The sequence below is a fragment of the Kitasatospora sp. NPDC088742 genome, from assembly GCF_055584905.1.
Map to the genome: position 1 here is coordinate 408,063 of NZ_JBVJLD010000002.1, position 25,905 is coordinate 433,967.

Annotated in this window: 26 protein-coding genes; 9 read left to right on the top strand and 17 right to left on the bottom strand. The window is 74.3% G+C overall.

The features are described 5' to 3' along the window. Positions 1 to 168 precede the first annotated feature (168 nt). Entirely contained in the window at positions 169 to 963 is a 795-nt protein-coding gene (locus ACZ6ZR_RS03975) for an inositol monophosphatase family protein (protein WP_465639198.1), read from the top strand. A 4-nt stretch (positions 964 to 967) separates the two neighbouring features. On the opposite strand, the gene ACZ6ZR_RS03980 is transcribed toward ACZ6ZR_RS03975, so the two are convergent. After that, positions 968 to 1,873, bottom strand: a complete 906-nt coding sequence (locus ACZ6ZR_RS03980; RefSeq protein ID WP_465639089.1) for an MBL fold metallo-hydrolase — start codon at positions 1,871 to 1,873, stop codon at positions 968 to 970. A 100-nt stretch (positions 1,874 to 1,973) separates the two neighbouring features. On the opposite strand from ACZ6ZR_RS03980, the gene ACZ6ZR_RS03985 reads away from it, so the two are divergent. Continuing rightward, complete coding sequence (locus tag ACZ6ZR_RS03985; RefSeq protein ID WP_465639091.1) at positions 1,974 to 2,981, top strand: AraC family transcriptional regulator; 1,008 nt, start codon at positions 1,974 to 1,976, stop codon at positions 2,979 to 2,981. On the opposite strand, the gene ACZ6ZR_RS03990 is transcribed toward ACZ6ZR_RS03985, so the two are convergent. The 5 genes from ACZ6ZR_RS03990 to ACZ6ZR_RS04010 all read right to left on the bottom strand — a co-directional run bounded on the left by ACZ6ZR_RS03990 (position 2,944) and on the right by ACZ6ZR_RS04010 (position 8,719). Beyond that, a complete protein-coding gene (locus tag ACZ6ZR_RS03990; RefSeq protein WP_465639092.1) occupies positions 2,944 to 4,140 on the bottom strand; it encodes a cytochrome P450 in 1,197 nt (398 codons plus the stop codon). The two genes, ACZ6ZR_RS03985 and ACZ6ZR_RS03990, sit on opposite strands and share 38 nt — an antisense overlap. A 32-nt stretch (positions 4,141 to 4,172) precedes the next feature. Further along, positions 4,173 to 4,895: a tRNA-dependent cyclodipeptide synthase gene (locus ACZ6ZR_RS03995; RefSeq protein WP_465639094.1), complete on the bottom strand. Its 723-nt coding sequence runs from the start codon at positions 4,893 to 4,895 to the stop codon at positions 4,173 to 4,175. A 360-nt stretch (positions 4,896 to 5,255) separates the two neighbouring features. After that, entirely contained in the window at positions 5,256 to 5,714 is a 459-nt protein-coding gene (locus ACZ6ZR_RS04000) for a peptidylprolyl isomerase (RefSeq protein ID WP_465639096.1), read from the bottom strand. A 48-nt stretch (positions 5,715 to 5,762) separates the two neighbouring features. Further along, positions 5,763 to 7,205 (bottom strand): pyridoxal phosphate-dependent decarboxylase family protein, encoded by a 1,443-nt coding sequence (locus ACZ6ZR_RS04005; protein ID WP_465639098.1) that lies wholly within the window; start codon positions 7,203 to 7,205, stop codon positions 5,763 to 5,765. Between the two features lie 176 nt (positions 7,206 to 7,381). Then, the gene (locus ACZ6ZR_RS04010) at positions 7,382 to 8,719 is read right to left on the bottom strand and encodes a diaminobutyrate--2-oxoglutarate transaminase family protein (protein WP_465639100.1); all 1,338 of its coding nucleotides are present in this window, start codon (positions 8,717 to 8,719) and stop codon (positions 7,382 to 7,384) included. Positions 8,720 to 8,984: 265 nt separating this feature from the next. Between ACZ6ZR_RS04010 and ACZ6ZR_RS04015 the strand changes: the two genes are divergently transcribed. Further along, complete coding sequence (locus tag ACZ6ZR_RS04015; RefSeq protein ID WP_465639101.1) at positions 8,985 to 10,175, top strand: UDP-N-acetylglucosamine--N-acetylmuramyl-(pentapeptide) pyrophosphoryl-undecaprenol N-acetylglucosamine transferase; 1,191 nt, start codon at positions 8,985 to 8,987, stop codon at positions 10,173 to 10,175. On the opposite strand, the gene ACZ6ZR_RS04020 is transcribed toward ACZ6ZR_RS04015, so the two are convergent. Then, a complete protein-coding gene (locus ACZ6ZR_RS04020; protein ID WP_465639103.1) occupies positions 10,172 to 10,747 on the bottom strand; it encodes a putative glycolipid-binding domain-containing protein in 576 nt (191 codons plus the stop codon). The two genes, ACZ6ZR_RS04015 and ACZ6ZR_RS04020, sit on opposite strands and share 4 nt — an antisense overlap. Positions 10,748 to 10,830: 83 nt before the next feature. On the opposite strand from ACZ6ZR_RS04020, the gene ACZ6ZR_RS04025 reads away from it, so the two are divergent. Next, positions 10,831 to 11,862: a PQQ-dependent sugar dehydrogenase gene (locus ACZ6ZR_RS04025; protein WP_465639105.1), complete on the top strand. Its 1,032-nt coding sequence runs from the start codon at positions 10,831 to 10,833 to the stop codon at positions 11,860 to 11,862. Positions 11,863 to 11,920: 58 nt separating this feature from the next. On the opposite strand, the gene ACZ6ZR_RS04030 is transcribed toward ACZ6ZR_RS04025, so the two are convergent. Next, on the bottom strand, positions 11,921 to 12,874 hold the full coding sequence (locus ACZ6ZR_RS04030; protein ID WP_465639107.1) for a GNAT family N-acetyltransferase: 954 nt from the start codon (positions 12,872 to 12,874) through the stop codon (positions 11,921 to 11,923). Positions 12,875 to 12,948: 74 nt separating this feature from the next. Here ACZ6ZR_RS04030 and ACZ6ZR_RS04035 point away from each other — a divergent pair, with 74 nt between their 5' ends. From ACZ6ZR_RS04035 to ACZ6ZR_RS04050, 4 genes are all read left to right on the top strand, one after another. After that, complete coding sequence (locus tag ACZ6ZR_RS04035) at positions 12,949 to 13,773, top strand: class I SAM-dependent methyltransferase (RefSeq protein ID WP_465639109.1); 825 nt, start codon at positions 12,949 to 12,951, stop codon at positions 13,771 to 13,773. 33 nt (positions 13,774 to 13,806) lie between these two features. Continuing rightward, positions 13,807 to 14,394: a class I SAM-dependent DNA methyltransferase gene (locus ACZ6ZR_RS04040; protein WP_465639111.1), complete on the top strand. Its 588-nt coding sequence runs from the start codon at positions 13,807 to 13,809 to the stop codon at positions 14,392 to 14,394. Positions 14,395 to 14,484: 90 nt separating this feature from the next. After that, positions 14,485 to 15,087, top strand: coding sequence for a class I SAM-dependent methyltransferase (locus ACZ6ZR_RS04045; RefSeq protein WP_465639113.1), 603 nt, complete (start codon positions 14,485 to 14,487; stop codon positions 15,085 to 15,087). 9 nt (positions 15,088 to 15,096) lie between these two features. Beyond that, a complete protein-coding gene (locus ACZ6ZR_RS04050) occupies positions 15,097 to 15,366 on the top strand; it encodes a hypothetical protein (RefSeq protein WP_465639115.1) in 270 nt (89 codons plus the stop codon). A gap of 100 nt (positions 15,367 to 15,466) precedes the next feature. On the opposite strand, the gene ACZ6ZR_RS04055 is transcribed toward ACZ6ZR_RS04050, so the two are convergent. Together ACZ6ZR_RS04055 and ACZ6ZR_RS04060 are read right to left on the bottom strand one after the other, a co-directional pair. Continuing rightward, positions 15,467 to 16,171 carry a response regulator gene (locus tag ACZ6ZR_RS04055; RefSeq protein ID WP_465639117.1) on the bottom strand — a complete coding sequence of 235 codons (705 nt, stop codon included), beginning with the start codon at positions 16,169 to 16,171 and terminating at the stop codon, positions 15,467 to 15,469. Further along, positions 16,168 to 17,802: a sensor histidine kinase gene (locus ACZ6ZR_RS04060; RefSeq protein WP_465639119.1), complete on the bottom strand. Its 1,635-nt coding sequence runs from the start codon at positions 17,800 to 17,802 to the stop codon at positions 16,168 to 16,170. Before ACZ6ZR_RS04060 ends, ACZ6ZR_RS04055 begins: the two co-directional genes overlap by 4 nt. A gap of 158 nt (positions 17,803 to 17,960) precedes the next feature. Between ACZ6ZR_RS04060 and ACZ6ZR_RS04065 the strand changes: the two genes are divergently transcribed. Beyond that, complete coding sequence (locus ACZ6ZR_RS04065; RefSeq protein WP_465639121.1) at positions 17,961 to 19,319, top strand: cation:dicarboxylate symporter family transporter; 1,359 nt, start codon at positions 17,961 to 17,963, stop codon at positions 19,317 to 19,319. A 75-nt stretch (positions 19,320 to 19,394) separates the two neighbouring features. Here ACZ6ZR_RS04065 and ACZ6ZR_RS04070 read toward each other — a convergent pair whose 3' ends face one another. The 7 genes from ACZ6ZR_RS04070 to ACZ6ZR_RS04100 form a co-directional block, all read right to left on the bottom strand. Next, complete coding sequence (locus ACZ6ZR_RS04070; protein ID WP_465639123.1) at positions 19,395 to 20,363, bottom strand: hypothetical protein; 969 nt, start codon at positions 20,361 to 20,363, stop codon at positions 19,395 to 19,397. Between the two features lie 89 nt (positions 20,364 to 20,452). Then, positions 20,453 to 21,064 carry a GTP-binding protein gene (locus ACZ6ZR_RS04075; protein ID WP_465639125.1) on the bottom strand — a complete coding sequence of 204 codons (612 nt, stop codon included), beginning with the start codon at positions 21,062 to 21,064 and terminating at the stop codon, positions 20,453 to 20,455. Beyond that, positions 21,045 to 21,380, bottom strand: coding sequence for a DUF742 domain-containing protein (locus ACZ6ZR_RS04080; protein WP_465639200.1), 336 nt, complete (start codon positions 21,378 to 21,380; stop codon positions 21,045 to 21,047). The genes ACZ6ZR_RS04075 and ACZ6ZR_RS04080 overlap by 20 nt, the downstream gene beginning before the upstream one ends. Before the next feature lie 104 nt (positions 21,381 to 21,484). Beyond that, on the bottom strand, positions 21,485 to 21,895 hold the full coding sequence (locus ACZ6ZR_RS04085) for a roadblock/LC7 domain-containing protein (RefSeq protein ID WP_465639127.1): 411 nt from the start codon (positions 21,893 to 21,895) through the stop codon (positions 21,485 to 21,487). Beyond that, on the bottom strand, positions 21,892 to 24,279 hold the full coding sequence (locus ACZ6ZR_RS04090; RefSeq protein ID WP_465639128.1) for a sensor histidine kinase: 2,388 nt from the start codon (positions 24,277 to 24,279) through the stop codon (positions 21,892 to 21,894). Before ACZ6ZR_RS04090 ends, ACZ6ZR_RS04085 begins: the two co-directional genes overlap by 4 nt. A 24-nt stretch (positions 24,280 to 24,303) precedes the next feature. Beyond that, positions 24,304 to 25,074, bottom strand: coding sequence for an MHYT domain-containing protein (locus ACZ6ZR_RS04095; protein WP_465639129.1), 771 nt, complete (start codon positions 25,072 to 25,074; stop codon positions 24,304 to 24,306). A 147-nt stretch (positions 25,075 to 25,221) separates the two neighbouring features. Further along, the coding region (locus ACZ6ZR_RS04100) for a cytochrome P450 (protein ID WP_465639131.1) at positions 25,222 to 25,905 on the bottom strand (684 nt) is incomplete at its 5' end.

Here is a 25,905-nt window from a genome sequence, read left to right on the forward strand (position 1 = left end):
TGTCGCCGTTCTCGCCCGTGCCCGCATCCTGGAACCCTGCCGCCGGTGACAGGGCCGGGCGACGTTCGCCGCCGCGCCCGCTGACGACCCGTCGGAGCCAACCCGGCAGGTCGGCGCGGGGGGAGGCGTGGGAGAGTGGTGGTGGGTGAAGGGAGCACGAAGGTGCTGATGGAGAAGGTGGCCGAGATCCTCGCCGAGGCGTCGGCCGAGGTGGTCGAGCCGCGGTTCCGGGCACTGGCGGCCGGTGAGGTGATGGAGAAGGCCCCCGGCGAGGTGGTCACGGTCGCCGACCGGGAGGCCGAGGTGATCATCTCCCGGCGGCTGCGCGAGCTGCTCCCCGTCCCCGTGGTCGGCGAGGAGGCCGTCGCCGCCGACCCCGCGCTGGCCCGGGCCCTGCTCACCGAACCCGCTGTCTGGCTGGTGGACCCGGTCGACGGCACCTCCAACTTCGCCGCCGGGAACCCCGACTACGCGGTGATGACCTCCCTGGTCCGCGCCGGGCAGACGGTGGCCTGCTGGATCTGGCAGCCCGTCACCGGTACGGCCTACGCCGCCGAGCTCGGCTCCGGCGCCTGGCGCAACGGCCACCGGCTGCTCCGCCCGCCCGTCACCGACCCGGCGGAGAAGTGGCGCGGCGTCCTCAAGAGCCGCTTCCTGGACCCGGCCGAGCACCACCGCCTCCAGTCCGCCGCCACCGTCTTCGGCCGTACCTCCGGCGGCCTGCGCGCGGCCGGCATCGAGTACCCCCTGGTCGCCGAGGGCGAGCTCGAGTTCATCCTCTACTGGCGCACCCTCCCCTGGGACCACTCCCCCGGCTCCCTCCTGGTCACCGAGTCCGGCGGCGTCTCCGCCCGCCTGGACGGCACCCCCTACATCCCCGACCCCCCGGGCGGCCCCGAGGGCCTCCTGGTCGCCGCCGACCCCGCCACCTGGGACCACGTCCGCACCGTCCTGACGGGCTGACCGTTCAGGCCGCCGCCCACCCGACGAGGGTGAAGCCGCTGCCGGAACGACGGACCTCGGTCGCGCCGGGGCCGGCCAGGTGGGCCGGGAAGACCAACTCGCGGCGATCGGCGGCGCGTTCGAGGACGCGGCGGCGGCTGGCCGCGGCCCGGTCCGGGTCCAGGCAGAAGCAGCTGTTGCGGGACGGGTCGAGGATCTGCACCGGGCTGTGCAGCAGGTCGCCGACGAACACCGCCCGGTCGCTGCCGGAGGTCAGCCGCAGCACGGCCGACCCGGGCGTGTGGCCGGGCGCCGGCTCCAGCACCAGGTTGCGGTCGATGGTGTGGGCTCCTTCCCAGAGCACCAGCTGCCCCGCCCGGTGCACCGGCGCGATGCTGTCCTCGTAGAGCAGCCGCGCGGTCGCCGTCACGCCCCGCCCGTAGTCGTTGCCCGGCCCGTAGTAGCGGTCGTCGGCGGCAGGCAGCAGGTACTGCGCGTTGGGGAAGGTCGGTACCCAACTGCCGTTCTCGCTCCGGGTGTTCCACCCGACGTGGTCGGCGTGCAGATGGGTGTTGACCACGGTGTCCACCTCCTCCGGGCGGACTCCGGCCTCCGCCAGCCGCTCCAGGAACCGCCCCTGCCGCTGGTGGAACTGCGGTGCGTCCGGCCGCTCCCGGCCGTCGCCCACCCCGGTGTCGACCACCACCGTCCGCCCGCCGCTGCGCAGCACCCAGGTCTGCAGGGCCATCACCGCCTCGCCGGTCGCCGGATCCCAGTGGTCGGGGGCGAGCCGGTCGGCGTTCTCCCGCCACAGCTCGGGCGGAGCCTCCGGGACCAGCTCGGAGGCCGGCCGGAACGGGCCCTGGTACTCGACGATGCGGATGGCCTCGACGTCGCCGAGGAGGATGCGCTGTGCGCTCTCGATGCTCATGCCGACGAGCCTAGGAGCACCGGATGATGCGTCAAATGCCGTATCGGCTCAGTTCGATACGCGATCGTCTCAGCGGCGAGTGGATGACTAGGCTGCGCCCATGGACGTAGTGAGCGACGCGATCGCGGCGGTGCGGGTCGGCAGGCCCTCCAGCAACCGCTTCCGGGCCGCCGGGAGTTGGAGCACCCGGCTGTCCCCGTACGAGGGTGCCGGGTTCCACGTGGTGCTGGAAGGCGGCTGCCGGCTCCTGCTCGACGACGGCGAGCCGCTCACGCTCCGCACCGGTGACGCGGTGCTGCTGCCGCACGGCACCGGACACGTCCTGCTGGACGCGGACGGCGACCCGGCGGCCGCCGCCGGCACGGCCGTGCCGTTCGAGCGGCTGATGGACGGCAGCGCACCCCGCCCGCCCCGCACCGGACCCGGCCAGGTCGAGCTGCTCTGCGGCAAGTACCGGATCGACCGTAGCCGCACCCACCCGCTGATGGCCGAGCTGCCACCCGTCGTCCACCTGCCCAACCGGGTCGGCGGCCACCCCGGACTGCGCGCCGCCATCGACCTGCTCGGCGGCGAACTCCTCGAGCAGCGGCCCGGCGGCCAGCTCGCCGTCCCCAGCCTGCTCGACCTGCTACTGGTGTACATGGTCCGCGCCTGGCTGGCCGAGGACAGCACCGGCGCGTGGTCCGCCGTGCTCGGCGACCCGGTGGCCGCGGCCGCGCTGCGCGCCCTGCACGCCGACCCGGCCGCCGGGTGGACCAACGACCGCCTGGCCGCCGCGGCCGGCGTCTCCCGCCCGACCCTGGCCCGCCGGTTCACCGCCCTGGTCGGCCGCCCTCCGATGGCCTACCTCACCTGGTGGCGGCTCACCTTCGCAGCCACCCTGCTGAGGGACACCACCGACTCGCTCGCCGCCATCGCCCACCGGGTCGGCTACGGGACCCCGTACGCGTTCTCGCACGCCTTCACCCGCCACTTCGGCACCACACCGGGGCGCTACCGGGCACGCGAGACGGCCTCCGCCCAGCCCGGGCAGGCCGAGGCCGAGGCCGTCCCGCCGGGGGCCGCCCGGGTCACCAGAGGACGGGGAGGCGCTCCGGCAGGCGCTTGATGAAGCCCGGGCGCCAGGCCAACTGCTCCACCGGGATGGCGAGGCGCAGCTCCGGGAGGCGTTCCACCAGAACCTGGAGGGCGATCTCCGCGTGGGTGCGCCCGAGGGCCGAGGCCGGGCAGAAGTGGCGGCCGGCGCCGAAGGCGAGGTGGGGGTTGGTCTCGCGGTCGAAGTCGATCCGCTCCGGATCCGGGAAGACCGCCGGGTCGTAGTTGGCGCCCTCGATCAGGACCAGGACCAACTCGCCCTTCCGGACCAGCACTTCGCCGAGCTGGACGTCCTCCAGGGCGAGCCGCGGCAGGGCGTCGCCGATCGAGAGGTTGTACCGGAGCAGCTCGTCCACCGCCCGGCCGATCACGGCCGGCTCCCGCCGCAGCCGCTCCGCCAGCTCCGGCTGCTTCAGCAGCGCGATGATCGCGTGCAGCAGGAAGGCGGAGGTCGAGACCGCCCCCGCGCCGAAGAGCGAGAGCGCCACGGTGGCCAGCAGCTCGTCGTCCTCCAGGTCGTCCCGTTCCTCCCGCAGCGCCGCGAACCGCCCGAGCAGCCCCTCCTTCGGCTTCGGCTCCGCGTTCAACTGGCCCAGCATGTACGCGAGATCGCGGTACCAGTTGGCCGCCGAGCCCTCGAACACCTCGGGGCTGGTCAGGAAGGCGACGTCGATCCCGGACATCAGCTGCCGCCAGTCGTCCGTCGGGATCCCCAGCAGCCGGCAGTGCAGCGCCGCCGAGTACGGCTCGGTGAAGCCGTCCCGCAGCTCGCCGGGTGCTCCCTTGGCGGCCAGCTGGTCCACCAGCCGGTGTGCCTCGGCCTCCAGCCAGCCGGTCAACTCCCGGTCGGCGCGCGGGGAGAGGGTCTTCATCACGGCGTCCCGCAGCCCGGCGCTGTTGATGTTGCCCATGTTGTTGACCACCTCCGGCGGGATGGTCAGCGCGTACTGGCGCGGCACGCCCGGGTTGGCGGTGTCCTTCAGGCTGAACCGCTCGTCCTCCAGCACCTGCTTGGCCAGCTCGTAACTGCTCACCAGCCAGGCCGGATCGCCGGTCAGCGTGGTCACCCCGGCGACGGGGGCCTGCTCCCGCAGCAGGGTGGCCTCCTCGGGCAGCACGTCGCCGCGCCGGGAGAGCGGGAAGGTGTACGGGCACTCTGCACTCGTGGTCATCGGAAGGCTCTCTTCTCAACAGGTCTCAGGAGTCAGGCGGCTTCGGCCAGTTGCGGCAGGGCGCGGGGCCGGAGCACCGCGTAGCCCTGGCCGGGGGCCGCCCGCAGGCCGTGGTCGCGGCCGAACAGGACGGGGGTGAGCGGGAGTTCGACGTGGTAGCAGGAGACCGAGGACTCCACGCCGAGCAGGGCGGGGGTGTCCAGGAAGAACGGCAGCTCGGCGGCGATGTAGCCGAGCCCGGCGGCCAGTTGCTCCGCCGTGGGGTCCTCGCCCTCGGGCAGCCGGGAGGCCAGGAACCCAGCCGCCATCAGTTCGGCGGCGGTGCGGAACTCGGCGTCCTCGGCCAGCGCGGACGCCACCTCGCCGCGCAGCCGCCGGTAGACCGCGGTGTCGGCGAACTCGGAGAGGGCGTGCACACCGACCCCGGTCCGGGCGGCCAGCGCCACCCCGCGCTCGATCCGGCGCCTGGTCGCCTTGATCTCCTTTCCGGCCCGGCGGAGCGCCAGCTCGGCCGGGTAGCCGTTCACGGCGTACTGGGTGTCGACGTGCAGGTCGGCGTAGACCACGTCCACGGCCTGGAAGAACTGGCGCCCCCAGCGGACGAGTTGGGCGATCCGCAGTTGGCTGAAGTAGCTGTTGCCCGGGCTGACGCCGATCAGCAGGTGGTCGCCGCGCTGCCAGACCCGGTGGCAGCGGTCGGAGAACGGGAGGGCCTGGAAGGTGCTGAAAGTGGTGCTCAGGAGTGTTTCGGTCATGCCGAGGCCTCCGCAGGACAGGGCTGAGTACGGGGGAAGGGTCGAGCAGATGCGGGAGTGGCCACGCCGGATGACGGCGGGTTCGCTGCTCCCTCGCGCCGCGAGTCCCAAGGAGCCGTGTGCTCCCGGTGTGGCGGCGGCTACAAGAAGTTACCGCCGGGCTTCGTGCGATTCGCAAGCACACACCGGCGGTTGGCGAAATCCCGTCCGACAGCGGCCGAAAACAGCTGGACAGCTCCGGCGAAGGTATGTCCACGGATCCACCCCGGAATTACCCACGGGGCGTCAACTGCTCTGTCTTACCTACGAATTGTGACAGCCGGAGCGGTGCCCCGGCTGTCCTTTCCGCCAATTCCCCGGTCAGCCGCCAAAGGTGGCGCGGACCACCTTGTCACCGGCCCTGAGCTGCTCGACCACGTCCATCCCGGAGCTGACCCGGCCGAACACCGCGTAGTTCATGTCCAGGAAGGGGGCCGGGCCGAGGGTGATGTAGAACTGGCTGGAGGCACTGTTGGGATTCTGGCTGCGGGCCATCGCCACCGCGCCGGCCTCACCGTGCTTCAGATCCGACTTCACCTCCAGCGGGATGGTGCGCTCCTGGCCGGTCTCCGGATCGGTGAAACCGCCGGTGCCGTTGCCCTTCGGATCGCCGCCCTGGACGACGAATCCCGGTTCGTGCCGGTGGAAGGTCAGCCCGTCGTAGAAACCACGGCCCACCAGGTCGGCGAAGTTCGCCGCCGTGACAGGTGCCTCGTCCTCGTAGAGCTCCACGGTGACCGAGCCCTTGGAGGTCTCGATCAGCACGGTCCGGTTCGCCACAGCCAACCACCTGCCATCACTGTGAGTGTCCTATTTTCTCACCATACGTCACTTCCGTCCGGCCCGTTCGGTTCTGATGCGCCCTCCGACGGCCACCACCTCCGCCAGCACCGCCGCCGTGTCGGCGGGCACCGCCTCCGGGTTGAGCAGGGTCAGCTTCAACCGGATCCGCCCCGGCCCCTCGCCGGGCAGCTCGGTGCGCCCCACCACCGCCCGGCCGGTCCGCAGCAGCTCCCGCCGCAGCTCCGCGTTGAGCCGGTCCAGCTCCTCGGGCCCGGCCCCGCCCTCCGGGCGGTAGCGGAACACCACCGTGCTCAGCACCGGCTCGCAGTACAGCTCCAGACCGGGCATCCCGCGGACCGAGTCGGCGGTGGCCAGGGCCAGTTCGTGGCAGGCCTCCACCCGCGCGCCCAGCCCGGCCCGGCCGTAGGTGCGCAGCGTGACCAGCAGCTTGAACGCGTCGGCCCGCCGGGTGGTGCGCAGCGAACGGCCCAGCAGGCTCGGGTACCCGGCCTCGTCGTCGTCCACCGGATTGAGGTAGACCGCCCGGCGCTCCAGCGGCCCGAAGCTCTCCGCCCGCCGGGCCAGGAACACCCCGGCGGCGGCCGGCTGCCAGCCGAACTTGTGCCAGTCGAGCGAGACCGAGTCCGCCCGCTCGATCCCGGCCAGCAGCGGCGCCAGCCGCTCGGACAGCAGCGCCCCGCCGCCGTACGCGGCGTCCACGTGCAGCCAGGCCCCGTACTCCGCCGCCAGCTCCGCCGCCGCCGGCAGCGGATCCACCGCCCCGGTGTCCGTCACCCCGGCCGTGGCCACCACCGCGACCGGCGTCCGCCCCTGACGCACCGTCTCCTTCAACCGCTCCGCCAGCGCCGCCGGGTCCATCCGCAGCGTCCGGTCCACCGCGACGGGGACGACCGCGCGCTCGCCGAGGCCGAGCAGGGCGGCGGCGCGCTGCACCGAGAAGTGCACGGCCGCCGAGGCGAGGACCACTCCGTGCCGGTCCGGCGGCAGGCCGTCGAGGGAGACCTCACCGCCGAGCGCGCGGTCGCGGGCCAGGAACAGGCCCATCAGGTTGGACTCGGTCCCGCCGGTGGTCAGCACCCCGGCGGCGGCCGCCGGGTCGAAGCCGGCCAACGCGGCCAGCTCGGCGATCAGCTCGGCCTCCATGGTGGTGGCGGCCGGGGCCTGGTCCCAGGAGTCGAGGGAGGGGTTGAGGGCGGAGACGGCGAGGTCGGCGGCGACGGCGACCGGGAGGGGCGGACAGTGCAGATGTGCTGCGCACGCCGGATGCCCGGGGTCGGCGGAGCCGTACGCGAGCAGCTCGGTGAACCGCAGCAGCGCGTCGTCGTCCTGCTCCTGAAGGCGGAGCACCCCGCGGACCTGCTCGGCCAACGCCTCCGGACTCACCGCGGGCACCGGGCCGCCGCGCCGTGCCGCGCCCACCTCCAACCCGATCAACGCCAGCTCCACCGCGTCCCGCAGCTCGCTCATTTCACTCCGCTCCAGATAGGTGATGCCGGGGGCGCGAGGAACTGCGCGCAGGGGAACGGCAGCACGTGCAACTGGCTGACGTGCCCTCAGTTGCAGGTGAGCCGCCTTCCGACTCGCGCCCACGCGGCGGAGCCGCAGATCAGCAGAGCCTCGCGCCCCTGGGTCGCTGCCCGGCACTAGCTGGCTTCGATCGCGTCCGCGAGGCGGTCGAGGACCGCGTCGACCTGTTCGTCGGTGATGGTGAGGGGTGGGAGCAGCCGCAGGACCGCGTCGTGGCGGCCGCCGAGTTCGACGATCAGGCCGCGTTGGAGGCAGGCCTCGCGGACCCGCCGGGCCAGGGCGGGGTCGGCGGGGTGGGAGCCGCAGCGGTCGGGCTCGCCCGCGGGGTCGACCAGTTCGACGCCGATCATCAGGCCCCGGCCGCGGACGTCACCGATGACCGGGAGCCGCCCCTTGAGCCCGTCCAGCCGTGCGGTCATCCGCGCGCCGAGCAGTGCCGCCCGCTCCACCAGGCCGTGCTCCGCGACGTAGCGGAGGGTGGCCGCTCCGGCCGCCATGGCCAGGGTGTTGCCGCGGAAGGTGCCGGTGTGGGCGCCGGGGAGCCAGCCGTCGTACTCCTCGCGGTAGACGACCACCGCCAGCGGGAGGCTGCCGCCGATGGCCTTGGAGAGGACCATCGCGTCGGGCGTGATCCCGCTGTGCTCCACCGCCCACATGGCGCCGGTCCGGCCGACGCCGGTCTGCACCTCGTCCACGATCAGCGGGATCCCCCGCTCCGCCGTGATCCGCCGCATCTCCCGCAGCCAGCCGTCGGGCGCCGGCACCACGCCGCCCTCGCCCTGCACGGCCTCCAGGATCATCGCGGCGGGCGGCAGCACACCGCCCGACGGGTCGTCAAGGAGCCGCTCCACGTAGGTCGCGGAGAGCTCCGCGCCCCGCGCGCCCTCCCCGAACGGGCACCGGTAGGCGTACGGGTAGGGCAGCCGGGTGACCTCGCCGCCCGACGGCAGCGGGGCCTTGACCTCCACCGAGCCGGTGACGGCCAGCGCCCCCGCCGTCATGCCGTGGTAGGCGCCGGTGAAGGCCAGCGCGCCGCGCCGCCCCGTCGCGGTCTGCATCAGCTTCAGTGCCGCCTCGACCGCGTCCGTCCCGGCGGGGCCGCAGAAGTGGACCCGGGACGACCTCGCGAGTCCCTCGGGCAGGCTCTCGAAGAGGGCGGTGGTGAAGTCGTCCTTCTCCGCCGTGGCCAGGTCGAGCAGGTGGAGCGGGGCTCCGCTGTCGAGGGTGCGGCGGATGGCGGCGAGCACCACGGGGTGGTTGTGGCCGAGCACCAGGGTGCCCGCGCCTGAGAGGCAGTCCAGGTACCGGCGGCCGTCGGCGCCCTCGACCGTCATCCCGTTGGCGCGCACCGGCACGATCGGGAAGGAGCGGGCGTAGGTGCGGGCGGCCGATTCGCGGACGCGCTGGCGGCGCAGGATGGCGGCGCCGGCCGACGGGGCGGCGGTGAGGGACAAGGCGGACTCCCTTTGAGTTAGGTAAGCCTAACTTTACTGTCCGCCGATCTCCGCCCCGCCCGCACCCCCGAGATTCACCTGATCGGGTGGGCCTGACACACCATCAACGAGCGGACGCCACCGGAGAAACGGCCTCCGGGCGCGAAGCTCGCTCAGCACCCCGGCCCGGCACCGCCTGAGTCCGCGTCACCCGTCCGGGTTACGATCGAGCAACGCCGGGCCCTCGCCGCCCGTCACCACGGACAACTGACGGAGAGCCACCACCGTGTACGACCACCACGCACCGAGCACGACCGCCGGACGCTCGCTCCGGCTCATCGTCACCGGTGGCGGCACCGGCGGCCACACCTACCCCGCCCTCACCGCGATCCGCACCCTCCAGGCCCGGCTGGCCCGCTCCGGCGGCTCGCTGGACGTGCTCTGGGTCGGCACCGACAAGGGCCTGGAGGCCCGGGTCGCCCCCGCCGAGGGGATCCCGTTCAAGACGGTGGCCACCGGCAAGGTGCGGCGCTCCTCCAACCCGTTGAAGATGCTCTCCCCCGCCAACGTCAAGGACATGGCCCGGGTGCCGCTCGGCGCCGCCCAGGCCCGCTCGGTCGTCGCCGAGTTCCGGCCGGACGTGGTGCTCGCCACCGGCGGGTACGTGGCGGTGCCGGTCGGCCTGGCCGCCAAGGCCTGCGGCCGGCCGCTGGTGGTGCACGAGCAGACGGTCCGGCTCGGGCTGGCCAACAAGGTGCTCGCCAAGATCGCGGCCCGGGTCGCGGTCTCCTCCGAGTCCACCCTCGACCTGCTGCCCGAATCCGCCCGCGCCACCGCCGTGGTGACGGGCAATCCGGTCCGCCCCGAGGTGCTCACCGGCCACGCCGACAAGGCGGTCCAGGCCGTCGGGCTGTACGGCTTCGACCGCTCCCTCCCCACCGTCTACGTCACCGGCGGCGCCCAGGGCTCGGCCCAGATCAACGGCCTGATCGCCCAACTGCTGCCCTGGCTGCTCCAGTACGCCAACGTCTTCCACCAGTGCGGCCCGGCCAACGTCGAGGAGCTGGCCGCCAACGCCGCCACCCTCCCGCCGCACCTGGCCGGCCGCTACCACCTCACCGGCTTCGTCGGCCCCGAGCTCCCCGACGTCCTGGCCCTCGCCGACGTGGTGGTCTCCCGCAGCGGCGCCGGCACCCTCGCCGAGCTCACCGCCCTCGGCAAGGCCGCCGTCTTCATCCCCCTCGCCAGCTCCGCCGGCAACGAACAGGCCCACAACGCCCGCCACCTCCAGGACTCCGGCGCCGCCGCGGCCCTCCTCGGCGAGGCCACCCCCGAGGCCCTCCACCAGCTCATCTCCCCCCTCCTCGCCGACCCCCACCGCCGCGCCGACATGGCCGCCCGCGCCCGCGCGCTCGGCCGCCCCGACGCCGCCGAGCGCCTGGTCGACGTCCTCCTCTCGGCCGCCGGCATGGTCTAACCGGCCGCCTCCTGCCCGGCCACGTCCAGGCGGCGGGCGAGCCGGGGGTAGTCCAGGACCAGGCCACGATCGTCGACGGTGAGTTCGCTGTGGAAGTCGCCCGAGGCGTAGCGGACCAGGCCCGGGGCCAGGTGGGTGTAGTGCTGGCGGGACGGACGGACCGTCAGGTCCGGGACGGAGACCCAGGCCGTCAGGAGCTCGTGGCTGCCCGGCGTGTGGTGGAGGGCGTGCCGCAGCACCGGCATGGAGTTGGTGAACGGCGAGAGCCCCAGGTCGCAGTCGAGGGCCTCGGCGAGCTCGGGGAGGTCGCGGCCGTTGGCCTCCCAGCGGCCGCGCTCGTCGCGCCGCAGGTCGAGCTCACGGATGCCCCCGGCGGTGTCGGCGGTGACCCGCAGGCGGCGGGTGACGTAGCGGGGGCCGGTCTCCAGCCGGTACGTGAGCCAGTACGGGCGGGGCGAGGTGCCGACCACCCGGCCGCGGGCGGTGAGGGCGTCGGGGCTGAGCTCCACCCAGGCGGTCTCGTACCCCTGACTCTCGGTCACTTCCCAGGTCACGGCGGTGCTGGTGGTCATGCCCGCCACCGTAGTACGGACCGGGCTTCCGTCGGCCGAGGCCGCGTGGTGTGCTGGGAGGTGTCACCGAGGAGGTGTCCCGGATGAGCCTGCCCCGCGCGGTCAGCGTCGCCACCGCACTGCTGCTGGCCGTCGGCTGTTCCTCGACGGCCCCTACTCCGGGCCCCGCGGTCCGGGTGGTCGGCACGGTGGCCGAGGGCCTGGACACCCCGTGGGGCCTGGCCCGGCTGCCGGACGGCGGGCTGCTGGTCGGGTCGCGGGACGAGGGCCGGATCACCCGGGTCGCCCCGGACGGCTCCCGTACGGAGTTCGGTGCGGTGCCGGGTGTGGTGGCCGGCGGTGAGGGCGGGCTGCTCGGGCTGGCCGTCTCGCCGGACGGGCGGCGGCTGTACGCGTACCTGACCGCCGAGGAGGACAACCGCGTGCTGCGCTTCGAGCTCACCGGCTCGGGCCTCGGCCCGGCGAGCACCGTGCTCACCGGCATCCCGAAGGCCGGCAACCACGACGGCGGACGGATCGCCTTCGGCCCGGACGGCCTGCTCTACGTCGGCACCGGCGACGCCGGGCGGGGCGAGGCGGCCCAGGACCGCTCCTCCCTCGGCGGCAAGATCCTCCGGCTGACCCCCGACGGCGCCCCGGCCCCGGGCAACCCGTTCCCCGGCTCGCCCGTCTACTCGCTCGGCCACCGCAACGTGCAGGGCCTCGCCTGGGACGGCCAAGGGCAGCTCTGGGCGGCCGAGTTCGGGCAGAACACCTGGGACGAGCTCAACCGGATCCGCCCCGGCGCCAACTACGGCTGGCCCGTGGTCGAGGGCCGCGCCGGGCGCGAGGGCTACGCCGACCCGGTGGCCCAGTGGAAGCCCGCCGAGGCCTCCCCCAGCGGGATCGCGTACGCCGACGGCGCGATCTGGCTCGCCGCCCTGCGGGGCACCCGCCTCTGGCGCGTCCCGGTGGACGGCGACAGCCCGTCCTCGTCGCTGGGCGGCGCCCACGGCCGCCTGCGCACCGTCCTCGCCGAACCGGACGGCACGCTGCTGGTGACCACCAGCAACACCGACGGCCGCGGCGAGGTCGGGCCGGGGGACGACCGGGTACTCCGGGTCGCCCTCCGCTGACGCGGCCTCAGACCGGACAGGTCGGGCCGGGCGGGCGGGCGGGCCGGGCGGGCAGGCCTCAGACCGGGCGGGTCAACTCCCAGGTGTCGACGGCGAAGTCGAGGGTCATGCCGTGCCGCTCGTAGAGCGCCAGCGCGCCGGTACTGTTGTCGGTGTCGACGCCCAGGCCGACCCGGTCGCGGCCGAGGACGGTGGCGTAGTGGGCGAAGAAGTGCCGCAGCAGGTAGCCGCCGAGGCCCCGGCCGCGGGCGGCGGCGAGCACGCCGATGTTGCCCGCCCAGCCCATGGTGGTGCGGTCGTTGCGGGTGCGGAGGGCGGCCACGTCCTCGCCGTCGAGGGAGGCGATCCAGACCAGCGACCAGTCGGCGCGCTCGCCGTCGATGTCGTGCAGCCACTGCTCGTAGTTGCGCGACTGGAAGTCGAAGTGCTCGGCGAAGCTCTCCTGGAGCAGCCGGTGGGCGGTGCGGCGGTCCGCCTCCGCGACGCAGTCCCGGAGGGTGACGCCGGCGGGCGGCACGGGCACGGGGTGCTCGGCGGCCGCGACGTCCCGGGCCATCACGTTGTAGCGCCGGACCGGGCGCCAGCCGCGGGCGCGCAGGGCGTCGGTGTCGATGGTGGGGGCGATGTTCAGGTGCATGTGGATCACGGCACGCTCGGCGCCGTTGCCGGCCGCGCGCTCGGCTGCGCGGGCCTCCATCAGCTCGAACAGGCGCAGAGCGCCCGGGAGTTGGTCCGGCAGAACGTACTGGTCCATGTCGATCCGCTCCGCGCCCGAGTCGTCCCAGAGCAGCCCGTAGCCGACCAGCCGCTCCCCCTCGAACAGCAGCCAGGAGTCCTTGGCCAGGTCCACCTCGGGATGCTTGAGGTCGGCCTCGACCTCGTTCAGCTCAGTCTCGGCCCGGCCGATCTCCAGCAGGTCGATCTCGTTCAGCAGCGCGCAGACCGCCTCGGCGTCGCCGAGCGTCGCCGGACGTACCGTCAGCCCGGCGGGGGGCGTTCCTGTCGTGGTCATACCCTTCACCCTCCCACCGCGCCCCGCCCCCCGCGAACGATTTTCCGCCGCCCGCCCGGGCGTAGCGTGGGTGCATGATCACGAACACGGCGGCGCAGGAGCGGTTCCTCCGGGCCTTCCACGCCGAGCACCCGGCGGTGACCTCGGAGGCCTTCGCCCACGGCCGTTCCCCCGACGGCCGCTCCAGCTACCAGCTCCTCTGCGATCAAGTGACCGGCCTCCGGCGGGTGTTGGACCTCGGCTGCGGCGACGGCCTGCTGCTCGACCTGCTGGCCCGGGCGCCGGGACGGGAGCTCGCCGGGCTGGACCTCTCCCCGCAGGCCCTGGACCTGGCCCGCCGCCGGCCGACGCTCGCGTCGGCCCGGCTGGAGCAGGGGCGGGCCCAGCAACTCCCGTTCGCTGACGGCGGGTTCGACGCCTGCGTATCGCACATGGCGCTGATGCTGATGGGCGAGGTCGAGCTGGTCGCGGCGGAGCTGGCCCGGGTGATCGCGCCGGGCGGGGTGCTGGCCTGCGTGATCGGCGGCGCGGCGGTCGGCGGCGAGGCCTACGAGGCGTTCGTCGGGCTGCTGCGGGCCGCCGTCGCCGCGACGCCCCCCGCCGAGCGGATCCCCTCCCTGGGCGACCGGCGCACCCGCAGCCGGGAAGGCCTGGACGAGCTGCTGGGCCCGGCGGGCTTCGATCCGGTGGAGTGGGAGACGGTGCCGATCGACCTGACCGGTCCGGTCGACGAGGTGTGGGCCTCGCTCTCCGGCCTCTACGACCTCGCCCCGCTCTCCGGAGGGGCCCTGGAGGAGCTGCGCCTCGCCGTCCTGGCGGCGGCCGACGAGCTGACCACCCCTCAGGGACTGGTGCCCTGCGGCTTCCGGATCCACCTCGTCACGGCGCGTCGCCGCTGACCCGGCCCGGTGGCCGCCCCGTACGCTTGCCGGATGGCAGAGGACCGAGCGTCCGTCCGGGCGTTCTTCGCGGAGCGGGCGGCGGGCTGGAACGCGAAGTTCGCCGACGACCCGCCGCGGTACGCCGCCGCGATCGCCGAACTCGGCCCGCTGGACGGTGCGTTCGCCCTCGACGCGGGCTGTGGCACCGGCCGCGCCCTCCCGCTCCTCCGGGCGGCCGTCGGCCCGACCGGGCGGGTGGTGGGAGTGGACCTGACGCCCGAGATGCTCGTGGAAGCCTCCGTCCATCCCGGCATCGACGCCCTGGCGGTTGCCGACTGCACCCGCCTCCCCCTCCCGGTCGCCGTCGCCGACCTGGTCTTCGCCGCCGGCCTGCTCCCCAACCTGCCCGAGCCCGCCACCGGCCTCCGCGAACTCGCCCGCGCCACCCGCCCCGGCGGCCGCCTCGCCCTCTACCTCCCCCTCTCCCGCACCGCCCTCGCCACCCGCCACGACCGCGACCCTGCCACCGACCCGCAGTCCGAGCCCCTCCTCGGCCCGCTCCTGACCACCACCGGCTGGCACCTGGTCAGCCACCACGACACGGACGACCACTTCCTCGCGGTGGCGGTACGCACCTGAGCCCCGGGGCGCCGGCCCGAGGTGGCAAGGTCCACTCCGCTACGGCCATCTCCCGGTCCGTTCCCGACCTCAGCCCCTAAGCTGCTGGTCATGGCACACGAAGCGAGCATCCCCGCCATCCGTGAGTTCTTCGCCGCCCGGGCGGACACCTGGGACTCCAAGTACCCCGACGACAGCCCGCGCTACGCCGCCGCCATCGCCGAACTCGGCCCGTTGGAGGGCGCGTTCGTCCTCGACGCGGGCTGCGGCACCGGCCGCGCCCTCCCCCTCCTGAAGGCCGCCGTCGGCAAGAGCGGCACCGTGCTCGGAGTGGACGTCACGCCCGAGATGCTCCGTCGCGCAGCCTCCCACGCCACCGAGGCCCGCGTCGTCCTGGCCGATTGCCAGCAACTCCCCCTCCCCGACGCCACCGCCGACGTGGTCTTCGCCGCCGGCCTGGTCAACCACCTCCCCGACCCCGCCGCCGGCCTGTGCGAACTCGCCCGCATCACCCGCCCCGGCGGCCGCCTCGTCCTCTTCCACGCCATCGGCCGCGCCGTCCTGGCCGCCCGCCACCAGCGCACCCTCACCCCCGACGACCTCCGCGCCGAACCAAACCTCCGCCCCCTCCTCGCCGCCAACGGCTGGCACATGGACGCGTACACGGACACCGACGACCGCTACCTGGTGATCGCGGCCAAGCAGGGCCAGTAACCTGACGCCATGTCCGGGGCACCGCACAAGAAGTACAGCGTCTCGATGCCGAAACGCGTGGCCGACGAGGCCCGCGAGCGCGCAGGCCGGCGCGGCTTCAGCGCCTACGTCACCACTGCGGTCCTGCACCGGCTGGCCCTCGACCGAGCCGCCGAACCTCGTGCCGATGGCGGCGGCCAACTCGCGGACACCCGTGCTCCGGGGGTGGCGATCGGTCAGTTCCGTGGCGTTGAAGAAGATGACGGACCGGTCACGAACCCCAGCGGAGCCCGCCCATAGGCCGGCAAGCAGCTCACAGGCACGGGCCCTCCTGCCCGCAGGGACGGCCGGGACGCTGTTGCTCCGTGCCCGTCGGCCGACCGGTGCGTGACCTGCGGGGCTACGGGCGGGTGCTGCGCCAGTGGTAGTGGAGTTCGGGGCGGCCGACGGTGCCGTAGCGGGGTTCGCGGGCGGCCAGGCCGGTGGTGACGAGGTGTTCGAGGTAGCGGCGGGCGGTGATGCGGGAGACGCCGGTGGCGGTGGCGGCGGCGGTGGCGGTGAGGCCTTCGGGGGCGGTGCGCAGGACGGTGGCGAGGGTGGAGAGGGTGGGGGCGCTGAGGCCCTTGGGGAGGGCTGTGCGGTCGGGGGTGCGGAGGGCGGCGAGGGCCTGGTCGACCTCGTCCTGGCCGGTGGCCTCGCCGGTGCGGGCCAGGGTGGCGTGGTAGCGGGCGTAGCGTTCCAGACGGTCCGTCAGGGCGGCGCTGGTGAAGGGCTTGAGCAGGTACTGGACCACGCCTTCGGAGACGGCCGAGCGGACCATGGCGAGGTCGCGGGCCGAGGTGACGGCGATGACGTCGGCGGTGTGGCCGGCGGCGCGGACGGTGCGGCAGAGCTGGAGGCCGTGGCCGTCGGGGAGGTGGAGGTCGAGCAGGATCAGGTCGACGGGGGTGCCCTCGGCGCGGGCCCGGTCGAGCAGGCGGCGGGCGGCGGCGCAGCTGTGGGCCGTCCCGGCGGCGCGGTAGCCGGGGGTGCGGGAGACGTAGAGGGTGTGGGCGTCGGCGGCGACCGGGTCGTCCTCGACGACCAGCACGGAAATGGGGGTCATGCGAGGGCCTCCCGTCGGAGGGGCAGACGGACCGTCAGGACGGCCCCGTCCGCCGGGGAGCCGCCCACCGTGACGGTGCCGCCGTTGCGGCGGGCGGTCTGCCGGACCAGGGCGAGGCCGAGGCCGCGTCCGCCGGCGGAGGCCTTGGTGGTCCAGCCGCGGTCGAAGACCTCACCGGCCGCGGCCGGGTCGATGCCGGGGCCGGAGTCGGCCACCCGGAGCAGGAGTTCGGGGCCGTCGACCCGGGCGGTGACGGTGACCTCGGGGGCGCGGGCGGCGGCGTTCTCGATGGCGGCGTCCACCGCGTTGTCGACCAGGTTGCCGAGCACGGTGACCAGGTCGCGCGGGGTGAGGCCGGGCGGCAGGACGCCGTCGTCGATCCGGCTGTCCTCGGTGAGGGTGAGCTCGACGCCGCGCTCGAAGGCCTGCGCGGTCTTGCCGAGCAGCAGGGCGGCGAGCACCGGTTCGCCGACCGCTGCCACCACCCGGTCGGTGAGCTGCTGGGCGAGTTCGAGCTCGGCGGTGGCGAACTCCACCGCCTCGCGGTGGCGGCCGAGCTCGATCAGGGAGACCACCGCGTGCAGCCGGTTGGCGGCCTCGTGGGCCTGCGCGCCGAGGGCCTCGGCGAAGCCCCGGACGGAGTCCAACTCTCCTGACAGCGCCTGGAGTTCGGTGTGGTCCCGGAGGGTGACCACGGTGCCGAGGCCGGGGCCGACGGCGGAGGTGTTGACCACCACGACGCGCTCCTCGGTGAGGTGCACCTCGTCGCGGACGGGCTCGTCGCCGGCGCCGGTGCCGGTCAGCGCCCGGACCAGGGAGGGCGGCAGGCCGAGCGCCCGGACCTCGACACCGCCCAACGGGCCGGTGAGACCGAGGAGTTCGCGGGCCGCGTCGTTGCAGAGCACCACCCGGCCGTGCCGGTCGAGCAGGACCAGGCCCTCCCGGACGGAGTGCAGCGTCGCCTGGTGGTAGTCGTAGAGGTGGCTCAGTTCGGCGGCGCCCATGCCGTGGGTGTGGCGGCGCAGCCGGGCGTTGGCCAGGTAGGTGGCGAGCCCGCCCAGCAGCACGGCGGCGGCCGCGACGACGCCCAACGCGAGCAGGGGGCCGCGCAGTTGGGTGCTGATGGACTGCACGGTGATGCCCGCGCTGACCAGGCCGACCACCCGGGTGCCGTCCTGGACCGGGACCACCACCCGGACGGAGGGGCCGAGGGTGCCGGTGTAGGTCTCGCGGAACACCTGCCCGGCCAGGGCCTGTTCGGTGTGGCCGAGGAAGCGCTTGCCGATCTGGGCCGGGTCGCGGTGGGTCCACCGGATGCCGTCGGGGGCCATCACGGTGACGAAGTCGACCCCGGTGTCGCGGCGGACCTGCTCGGCGTACGGCTGGAGCGCCGCGGAGGGGTCGGGGGTGAGCGCGGCCTCCCGGACGTTCGGCGCGTCGGCGACCGAGCGGGCCACGGCGGTGACCTGGCGCAGCGCGGCGTCCTCGGCCCGCCCGGCCGTGAACAGGTAGGCGAGCACCGCCCCTCCCGCGACCACGGCGGCGACGATGACCACCTGGACCACGAACAGCTGCCCCGCCAGGCTGCGGGCCCGGCGGCGGGGCTTGGTGAGGTCGGGAGGCAGGTCCATGCAGGCCAGTGTGCCTTGCCGGGCGGAGAGCGCGGCCCGCGAGGACGTGTGAACTCTATGAACGGAAACGTGACCTGGCTCACGCCCGCGGGTGAAGGTCTTACCCGGCCCACCCACCCAGGGGCCGTTGCCGTACCGCAGGCGAAGGAGCCTCCCCCATGACCAGCACAGCAGCCACGGGCCGCAGAGACCGGACCCAGTACCTCTATCTCGCGGTGATCGTCGCCGTGCTGGCCGGTGTCGTGGTCGGCCTGACCGCGCCGGAGTTCGCGGTGGAGCTCAAGCCGGTCGGCACCGGGTTCGTGAACCTGATCAAGATGATGATCAGCCCGGTGATCTTCTGCACCATCGTGCTCGGGATCGGCTCGGTCACCAAGGCGGCCAAGGTCGGCCGGGTCGGCGGCCTCGCGCTCGGCTACTTCCTGGTGATGTCCACCGTCGCCCTGGCCATCGGCCTGCTGGTGGGCAACCTGCTGGAGCCGGGCTCCGGTCTGCACCTGACCCAGGCGCTGGCCAAGGCGGGCCACGCCCAGGCCACCGCCGGGCACGCCCAGTCGACCACCGACTTCCTGCTCGGGATCATCCCCACCACGCTCGTCTCGGCCCTCACCGAGGGCAAGGTGCTGCAGACCCTGCTGGTCGCGCTGCTGACCGGCTTCGCGCTCCAGGCGATGGGCTCCACCGGCGCACCGGTGCTGCGCGGGATCGAGCACCTGCAGCGGCTGGTGTTCCGGGTGATGTCGATGATCATGTGGCTGGCGCCGGTCGGGGCCTTCGGCGCCATCGCCGCGGTGGTGGGCGCGACCGGGACGGCTGCCCTGAAGAGCCTGGCCGTCATCATGATCGGCTTCTACCTGACCTGCCTGCTCTTCGTGGTGCTGGTGCTCGGCGGGCTGCTGCGCCTGGTCGCCGGGGTGAGCGTCTTCGGCCTGCTGCACTACCTTGGCCGGGAGTTCCTGCTGATCCTCTCCACCTCCTCCTCGGAGAGCGCCCTGCCCCGGCTGATCGCCAAGATGGAGCACCTCGGGGTGAGCCGCCCGGTGGTCGGCATCACGGTGCCGACGGGTTACTCCTTCAACCTGGATGGCACCGCGATCTACCTCACCATGGCCTCGATCTTCATCTCCGAGGCGCTGGACAAGCCGATGGCGCTCGGGCAGCAGCTCGGCCTGCTGGTCTTCATGGTGATCGCCAGCAAGGGCGCCGCCGGGGTCACCGGCGCCGGTCTGGCCACGCTGGCCGGCGGCCTGCAGTCCCACAAGCCCGAACTGGTCGACGGCGTCGGCCTGATCGTGGGCATCGACCGCTTCATGTCCGAGGCCCGCGCCCTCACCAACTTCGCGGGCAACGCGGTGGCCACCGTGCTCATCGGCCACTGGACCAAGGAGCTCGACCGGGAGCGGATGACCGAGGTGCTGGCCGGCCGGCTGCCCTTCGACGAGACCACCCTGGTCGACGGCGGCCACGGCTCCGTCCCGGAGCAGGCCGCCGCACCGTCCCTCGAGAAGACGCGCTGACGCGTCATCAGGAACCACAGGCCTCGCCCGGGAACACCACGACCGGGCGGGGCCTGCGCCGTTTCCCGCCCGGGCTCAGGCCTCGTGGAGCGCGCCGCTGAGCACCCAGGACAGGCCGGTGGCCGGGTCCTCCAGGGCCAGGTGCAGGAAGCGCAGCTCGTCGTCCGGCTCGTACCAGGTGAAGCAGCGCAGCCGGGAGACCAGGGCGTTCACCTCCGGCACCGCGAGCGGGCCCCGGGGGTCCTCGCCGGTCATCGCGGCCAGCACCCGCCAGACCGCGAGGCGGCCCTCGGCGCAGCCCTGCCAGGGGCGTTCGGAGGCGGCCTGCACCAGCGCCGGGTAGGCCGCGCCGAACGGCAGGTGCCCTCCGGTGACCCGGTGGACGGAGGCCAGCTGGGCGGCGGCGGCCGGGCCGGGCCCGCGGACGCAGCGGGCCGTGGCCCACGGGACGGCGGCGGCCAGCAGCCGGGTGGCGGCCAGGCCGAGCACCTGGTCGGCGCGGTCGGGCAGCTCGACCGGGCCGAGGCCCTCCAGCCCGGCGGGCAGGGTGAGCAGGGCCCGGCGGGCGCCGCCGGCCGGCAGGTACTCGCGCACCAGCGCGTCCGGCTGACCGGCCGCCAGCTCCCAGGGCTCCAGGGCCAGCGGCACGCCGTCCGGATCGGGATCGCCGGCGGCGCCGAGGTGCTCGCCGAGCAGGACCCGGGTGTGCCGCACCAGGCGCCGCACCGATTCGGGGCCGAGCAACGGGGCCAGCCGGCGCCAGGTGTGACGGGTCGCCAGCACCTCCCAGAGCGGGCCGCTGTCGTGGTCGGCGGTGGTCGCCGCTGCGCCCGGGCCCCCGTCCGGGTCGAACAGCCGCGCCGCCAGCTCGGGCGGCGCCCCGTACGCGATCAGGTGCCCGAGCGGAGCGGTCTCGGCCGCCCCCTGGGCGTCGCCGCGCAGCTCGGCGCCGACCGCGCGGGACTCCCGGTAGAGCCCGAGCAGGTCGGGCCAGCGCTCCTCGTCGGCCAGCGTCCGCAGCGAGCGGCACTCGTAGGTGATCACATTTTCAGCGTACGGATCGTGACGGCCCGTCAAGGGAGGCGCGGCCGAGCGGAACGGTGGACGGCGCCGGCCGGGGCCGCGCCCCGGGCTCAGCCACCGACCTGCTCCAGCAGGCGGGCGGCGTGCACCCGGCCCGCGTGTTCGACCAGGTTGACCAGGACCTCCTTGCCGGACTCCCGGCGGCGGGCGTCGCAGATCACCACGGGGGTGGAGCCGTCCAGGTCCAGCGCGCGGGCGACCTCCTCCGGGCCGAACTCGCGGGTGCCGGCGAAGCGGTTCACCGCGACCACGAAGGGGATGCCCCGGTGCTCGAAGAAGTCCACCGCCGGGAAGCAGTCCGTCAGCCGCCGGGTGTCGGCCAGCACCACCGCGCCGAGGGCGCCCTGCGCCAGCTCGTCCCAGAGGAACCAGAACCGGTCCTGCCCGGGTGTGCCGAACAGGTAGACCGACAGGCCCTCCCGGATGGTGATCCGGCCGAAGTCCATCGCCACCGTGGTGGTGGTCTTCCGCTCCACCCCGCCGGTGTCGTCCACCTCCGCCCCGGCCTGGGTGAGCTGCTCCTCGGTGCGCAGCGGGCGGATCTCGCTGACCGAGCCGACCAGCGTGGTCTTGCCCACCCCGAAGCCCCCGGCCACCAGGATCTTCAGGGCCAGGTCGGCCTCTCCCGAGGGGGAGGAGCGGTCAGAGCGCGCGGAGTCCATGGATGACCTCACGGAGGATGTGCTCGTCGGGGAGCAGGGCGGGCGGGACGGGGCGGCTGACCCGGACGTACCCGGCGGTCAGCAGGTCGCCGAGCAGCACCCGGACCACCCCGAGCGGCAGGTCGGTCTCGGCGGCGATCTCGGCCACCGAGAGCGCGTCGTCCCGGCAGAGGTCGAGGATCGCGCCGTGCTCGGGCCCCACCCCCACCGGCAGCTCGGGGCCGTCGGGCAGGTCGCTGACCACCAGGGCGATCAGGTCGAACTCCCGCCCGGAGGGCACCGTCCGGCCCTGGGTGAGCGCGTAGGCGCGGACCATCGGCCCGGCCTCGCCGTCGTACCAGCGGGTGTGCCGCTCGGGCTCGGACGGGTAGCCGAAGGCGGAGCCGTCCAGGTGGCGGCGCTGTGGGTAGAGCACCGCGCTCACCCGCCGGCCGTGGAGCGCGGTGGTGTGTACAGGTGCTCGCCGACCCGGCGGACCAGCCGGGCCATCTCGTAGGCGATCAGGCCGAGGTCCGCGTCGGCCCGGGCGAAGACGGCCAGGCAGGTGCCCTCGCCGGCGGCCGCCACGAAGAGGAAGCCGTGCTCCAACTCGACCATGGTCTGGCGGACTTCACCCGCCTCGAAGTGCCGCCCGGCCCCCTTGGCCAGGCTGTGGAAGCCGGAGGCGACGGCGGCCAGGTGCTCGCCGTCCTCCCGGGCCAGGCCGGTCGAGCTGCCGATGGCCAGGCCGTCGGCGGAGAGCATCACCGCGAACCGGACCTGCGGAACGCGGGAGACCAACTCGTCCAGCAGCCAGTCGAGTTCGCCTCTGCGGTGAGTGGTCCCGTTCATCGTGGCTCTCCCTCGGTCGGGCCGGAGTAGGGGTGCGGGGGCTGCGAGGCGTCTGCGGAGGGCGGGTTGACGGGGCGTCGGGCCTTCCCGCGGGCCCAGCCGCGCTGGTAGGCGGACATCGCGGCCCTGGCCTCCTCCGGATCGCGCCCGTCCTGGCGGGGCGGGCGGGCCGCCGGGCGGGGCCGCTCCGGCGCCTGCCGCAGCTGCGGCACCAGGCTGGCCTGCCGCACCCGGCGCGGGAGTTCCTCGGGGTCGGCCACCGCCGGCCGCCCCAGCGGAGGCACCCCGAGCGGGGGCACCACCGCCAACGGCACCGGAGCCGGGACGGGGGCGGCGGGGGCCGGGGCGGGCGGGGGTACGGCGGCCGGGCCCGGCAGCGCCGGGAGGTCGAGCAGGTCCGGGAAGTCCCGCGCCTCGGGATCCGGCGCCGGAGCCTGCCGGTCCGTCTCCTCCAGCAGCGCGGTGGGCAGCAGCACCACCGCCGTGGTCCCCCCGTACGCGGAGGGCCGCAGCGCGACCCGGACGTCCTGGCGCCGGGCCAGCTTGCTGACCACGAACAGGCCCAGCCGGTCGCTGTCGAAGAGGTCCACCTGCTCGGCGGTCCCGATCCGCCGGTTGGCGTCGGCCAGCGCCTCGGGGCCCATCCCGAGCCCGCGGTCCTCGATCTCCAGGGCGTAGCCGTTGCCGACCTGCTCCCCCCGTACGTGCACCTTGGTGTGCGGGGGCGAGAACCCGGCGGCGTTCTCCACCAGTTCGGCCAGCAGGTGGATCAGGTCGGCCACCGCCTGCCCGGCCACCGAGACCTTCGGCAGCCGGTGCACCTCCACCCGGGGGTACTCCTCGACCTCCGAGACGGCGGCCCGCACCACGTCCACCAGCGGCACCGGATTGCGCCAACCCCGGCCCGGGGCGGCCCCGGAGAGGATGATCAGACCCTCCGCGTGGCGGCGCATCCGGGTGGTGAGGTGGTCGAGCCGGAACAGGTCGGCCAGCTCCGCCGGGTCCTCGGTGCGGCGCTCCATGGCGTCCAGCAGGGCGAGTTGACGGTGCACCAGGACCTGGCTGCGCCGGGCCAGGTTGACGAACACGCCGGAGACCCCGGAGAGCACCTCGGCCCGCTCCACCGCCGCCGTGACGGCGGCCCGCTGGACCGAGCCGAGCGCGCCGTGCACCTGTCCGATCTCGTCCGCCCCGTGCGGGCGGCGCGGCGCCTCGCGCTCCACGTCGATCTCCTCACCGGCCCGCAACCTGCGCATGGTGTCCGGGAGTCCGCGCCCGGCCAGCTCCAGCGCGGAGTTGCGCAGCGCGATCAGCTCGGTGACCAGGCCGCGTCCGATCTGCACCGAGATCAGCAGCGAGGCGACCACCGCGAGCAGGCCGAGCAGCACCGCCGCGCCGGAGGTGGAGAACAGCCCCAGCGCGTACGGTCGGGCCTGCGCGGCGGCGGTGACCCCGGCCTCGGTCTCCACCGTGCGCAGCGTGCGGGCCACGTTCCCGGCCGCCACCATCCACTGTTCGGCGCTGACCGCCTCGACGGCCGAGCGGCCGTCCGGCGCGACGCGCACCGCGTCCTCCTGGCGCAGCAGTTCGCGGTGGTCGGGGCCGCCCGTGACGACGGCCAGCGCGGCCCGGTCGGCCGGGCGGAGGTCGCGTGCGGCGGTCTGCTGGAACAGCCGCCGGGCGTAGACGGCGGCCGCGAACTCGGCCCGCTGCTCCTCGGTGAGCGCCCCGGCGCGCTGGCCGGTGCGCAGCAACGCGTCCTCCCTGGCGAGGAGTTCGCGCGAGCGGGCGAACTCCAGCAGCACCCGGGCGTCGGCGCCGGCCCGGTGGTCCTGGAGCCCGCCGACGGCTCCCGCGACCTCCAGCGCCCGGTCGATCGCGGCGGTGTAGCCGGCGTAGGTCTCGTCCCAGCGGACCTCGCGGGTGGGCACCCGGAGGCGCAGCCGGGCGACGTCGGCCAGCGCGCGGCCCAGCTCGTCCAGCCGCCCGGCCGCCTCGGCCCCGTAGCCCCGGGCGTCGGCCCGGTTCCACGAGCCGCCGACGCCGAGCGGGGCCACGGCCCGGTCGGTGGTGTCGGCGGCCTCCCGCAGCGTGGCCTCCCGGGTGGCACTCGGAGCGGCCAACTGCTGTCCGGCGGCGACCCGTTCGGCCTGCAGTCCGGTGACGGTGGCGGTCACCGGGGCGAGCAGTTCGGCCTGCACCTGCTGGACCTTCAGCAGGTCGGAGACCTGCCGCGCGGTGGTGACGGTGGCGAAGGACCAGAGGGCCATCACCGACACCACCGGGACCATCAGCAGGGCGACGATCCTGGCCCGTACCGTCCGCGGCCTCGGCCTCGGCCACCGCCATCCGAGGCGGTCGGCCGGTCCTGCGTGGCTTCCCATCGAAACGACCCTCTCCGAGACGGACTAGATTTCCTCGATGGCCAGTTGGCCTGCTTCCCGGTACGCGGCGCGTTCCTGGGCGGTCGGCGAGAGCGCGACGAAGGCCGAGGTCAGGAAGAGGAAGGAGCCGAGCCCCACCGCCAGCGGGAAGATGAACTGCATCGGTGTGGCCCCGCCCAACTCCACCCGGGAGGGCTCCAGTTCGACCTCCACCGCCGCCATCCCGGTGTAGTGCATCAGGCTCACCGCGACGCCCATCACCAGGGCGGCGGCGGCCGCCGCGTACACGTTGCGGATGGTGACGGCGGCCCAGAGCGCGGCGCTGGCCGCGCCGACCGCGATCAGCACCGAGAGCACCACCGTGCCGGCCTCGTACCGGAGGTGACCGTGCATCCGCACCGCCGCCATGCCGAGGTAGTGCATGGCGGCCACCCCGACACCGGTGGTCAGGCCGCCGAGCAGCAGCGAGCGGCCGCGGCGGCGCCCGTAGCCGACCACGAAGACCCCGAGGCCCACCACCAGGACGGCGACCAGCAGGCTGAGCACGGTGAGCGGCACGTCGTACCGCAGTTCGGTGCCGTCCACGGTGAAGCCGAACATGGCCACGAAGTGCATGGTCCAGATGCCGGAGCCGATCGCGGCGGCGGCGGTGAGCAGCCAGTTGCGCCGGGAGGCGCCGGTGGCGGCCAGGGCGCGCAGCGTGCAGCGCAGGCCGAGAGCGGCGCCGATGCAGGCCATCGCGTAGGCGATGACGGGTGTCGGCCAGCCGAAGCCGAAGTGATCCAGGTGTGCCATCGAGCCCCCGTCCGATGTGGCGTCAGGTGCGGGACGCTACGCAGCGCCGGACGGGGGTCACGAGAAGATGTGAAAAGCAGCCCACTCGGGGGCTCGTATGTGCTGAACTGGCGTGCGCCCTGTGCGCTGGGCGCACGCCGTCACGACTCAGCGGCGCTTCAACTTCAACCGCACCGGGCTCGCCGCCTCCAGCGTGATGCCGTGGGTCAGCGCCACCTCCCGGTCCAGGGCCTCCACCTCGAAGGTGCGCAGCACCGCCGCCAGGCCGAGCACCGACTCCAGCATCGAGAAGTGCTGGCCTATGCAGGCCCGCGGCCCGCCGCCGAACGGGAACCAGGCGTAGCGGTGCCGAGCGGCCTCCGCCTCGGGCGTGAAGCGCTCCGGGTCGAAGCGCTCCGGGTCCTCCCAGTGCTCCAGGTGCCGGTGGGTGACGTACGGGGCGACCATCACGTTGGCCCCGGCCGGGATCACCGTGCCGCCGATCACGCTCTCCGCCACCGCCAGCCGCCCGACCACCGGAGCCGCCGGGTAGAGCCGCATCGCCTCCTTCAACACCATGGTCAGGTAAGGGAGTTCGTTGTAGTCCGCGGCGGTCGGCCGACGCCCGCCGGCCAGCAGGCCGTCCACCTCCTCGTGCACCCGGGCCTGCACCTCGGGGTGGTGGCCCAGCAGGTGCAGGGTGAAGGTGAGCGAGGTGGCGGTGGTCTCGTGCCCGGCCAGCAGGAAGATCAGCACCTGCTCGCGCAGCTCGGTCGCGTCCAGCTGCTCGCCGTCCTCGCCCCTGGCCGCCGCCAGCAGGCCGAGCAGGTCGGTCGACCCGGCCGCCGCGGC

Coding starts and splice junctions, on each gene's coding strand:
- ACZ6ZR_RS04065 (WP_465639121.1), top strand. CDS start 17,961: ATGACCAGCACAGCAGCCACGGGCCGCAGAGACCGGACCCAGTACCTC.
- ACZ6ZR_RS04050 (WP_465639115.1), top strand. CDS start 15,097: ATGTCCGGGGCACCGCACAAGAAGTACAGCGTCTCGATGCCGAAACGC.
- ACZ6ZR_RS04040 (WP_465639111.1), top strand. CDS start 13,807: ATGGCAGAGGACCGAGCGTCCGTCCGGGCGTTCTTCGCGGAGCGGGCG.
- ACZ6ZR_RS04095 (WP_465639129.1), bottom strand. CDS start 25,074: ATGGCACACCTGGATCACTTCGGCTTCGGCTGGCCGACACCCGTCATC.
- ACZ6ZR_RS04060 (WP_465639119.1), bottom strand. CDS start 17,802: ATGGACCTGCCTCCCGACCTCACCAAGCCCCGCCGCCGGGCCCGCAGC.
- ACZ6ZR_RS04055 (WP_465639117.1), bottom strand. CDS start 16,171: ATGACCCCCATTTCCGTGCTGGTCGTCGAGGACGACCCGGTCGCCGCC.
- ACZ6ZR_RS04080 (WP_465639200.1), bottom strand. CDS start 21,380: ATGGTCCGCGCCTACGCGCTCACCCAGGGCCGGACGGTGCCCTCCGGG.
- ACZ6ZR_RS04090 (WP_465639128.1), bottom strand. CDS start 24,279: ATGGGAAGCCACGCAGGACCGGCCGACCGCCTCGGATGGCGGTGGCCG.
- ACZ6ZR_RS03985 (WP_465639091.1), top strand. CDS start 1,974: ATGGACGTAGTGAGCGACGCGATCGCGGCGGTGCGGGTCGGCAGGCCC.
- ACZ6ZR_RS03975 (WP_465639198.1), top strand. CDS start 169: ATGGAGAAGGTGGCCGAGATCCTCGCCGAGGCGTCGGCCGAGGTGGTC.
- ACZ6ZR_RS04030 (WP_465639107.1), bottom strand. CDS start 12,874: ATGACCACGACAGGAACGCCCCCCGCCGGGCTGACGGTACGTCCGGCG.
- ACZ6ZR_RS04045 (WP_465639113.1), top strand. CDS start 14,485: ATGGCACACGAAGCGAGCATCCCCGCCATCCGTGAGTTCTTCGCCGCC.
- ACZ6ZR_RS04025 (WP_465639105.1), top strand. CDS start 10,831: ATGAGCCTGCCCCGCGCGGTCAGCGTCGCCACCGCACTGCTGCTGGCC.
- ACZ6ZR_RS04085 (WP_465639127.1), bottom strand. CDS start 21,895: ATGAACGGGACCACTCACCGCAGAGGCGAACTCGACTGGCTGCTGGAC.
- ACZ6ZR_RS03995 (WP_465639094.1), bottom strand. CDS start 4,895: ATGACCGAAACACTCCTGAGCACCACTTTCAGCACCTTCCAGGCCCTC.
- ACZ6ZR_RS03980 (WP_465639089.1), bottom strand. CDS start 1,873: ATGAGCATCGAGAGCGCACAGCGCATCCTCCTCGGCGACGTCGAGGCC.
- ACZ6ZR_RS04075 (WP_465639125.1), bottom strand. CDS start 21,064: ATGGACTCCGCGCGCTCTGACCGCTCCTCCCCCTCGGGAGAGGCCGAC.
- ACZ6ZR_RS04035 (WP_465639109.1), top strand. CDS start 12,949: ATGATCACGAACACGGCGGCGCAGGAGCGGTTCCTCCGGGCCTTCCAC.
- ACZ6ZR_RS04020 (WP_465639103.1), bottom strand. CDS start 10,747: ATGACCACCAGCACCGCCGTGACCTGGGAAGTGACCGAGAGTCAGGGG.
- ACZ6ZR_RS04005 (WP_465639098.1), bottom strand. CDS start 7,205: ATGAGCGAGCTGCGGGACGCGGTGGAGCTGGCGTTGATCGGGTTGGAG.
- ACZ6ZR_RS03990 (WP_465639092.1), bottom strand. CDS start 4,140: ATGACCACGAGTGCAGAGTGCCCGTACACCTTCCCGCTCTCCCGGCGC.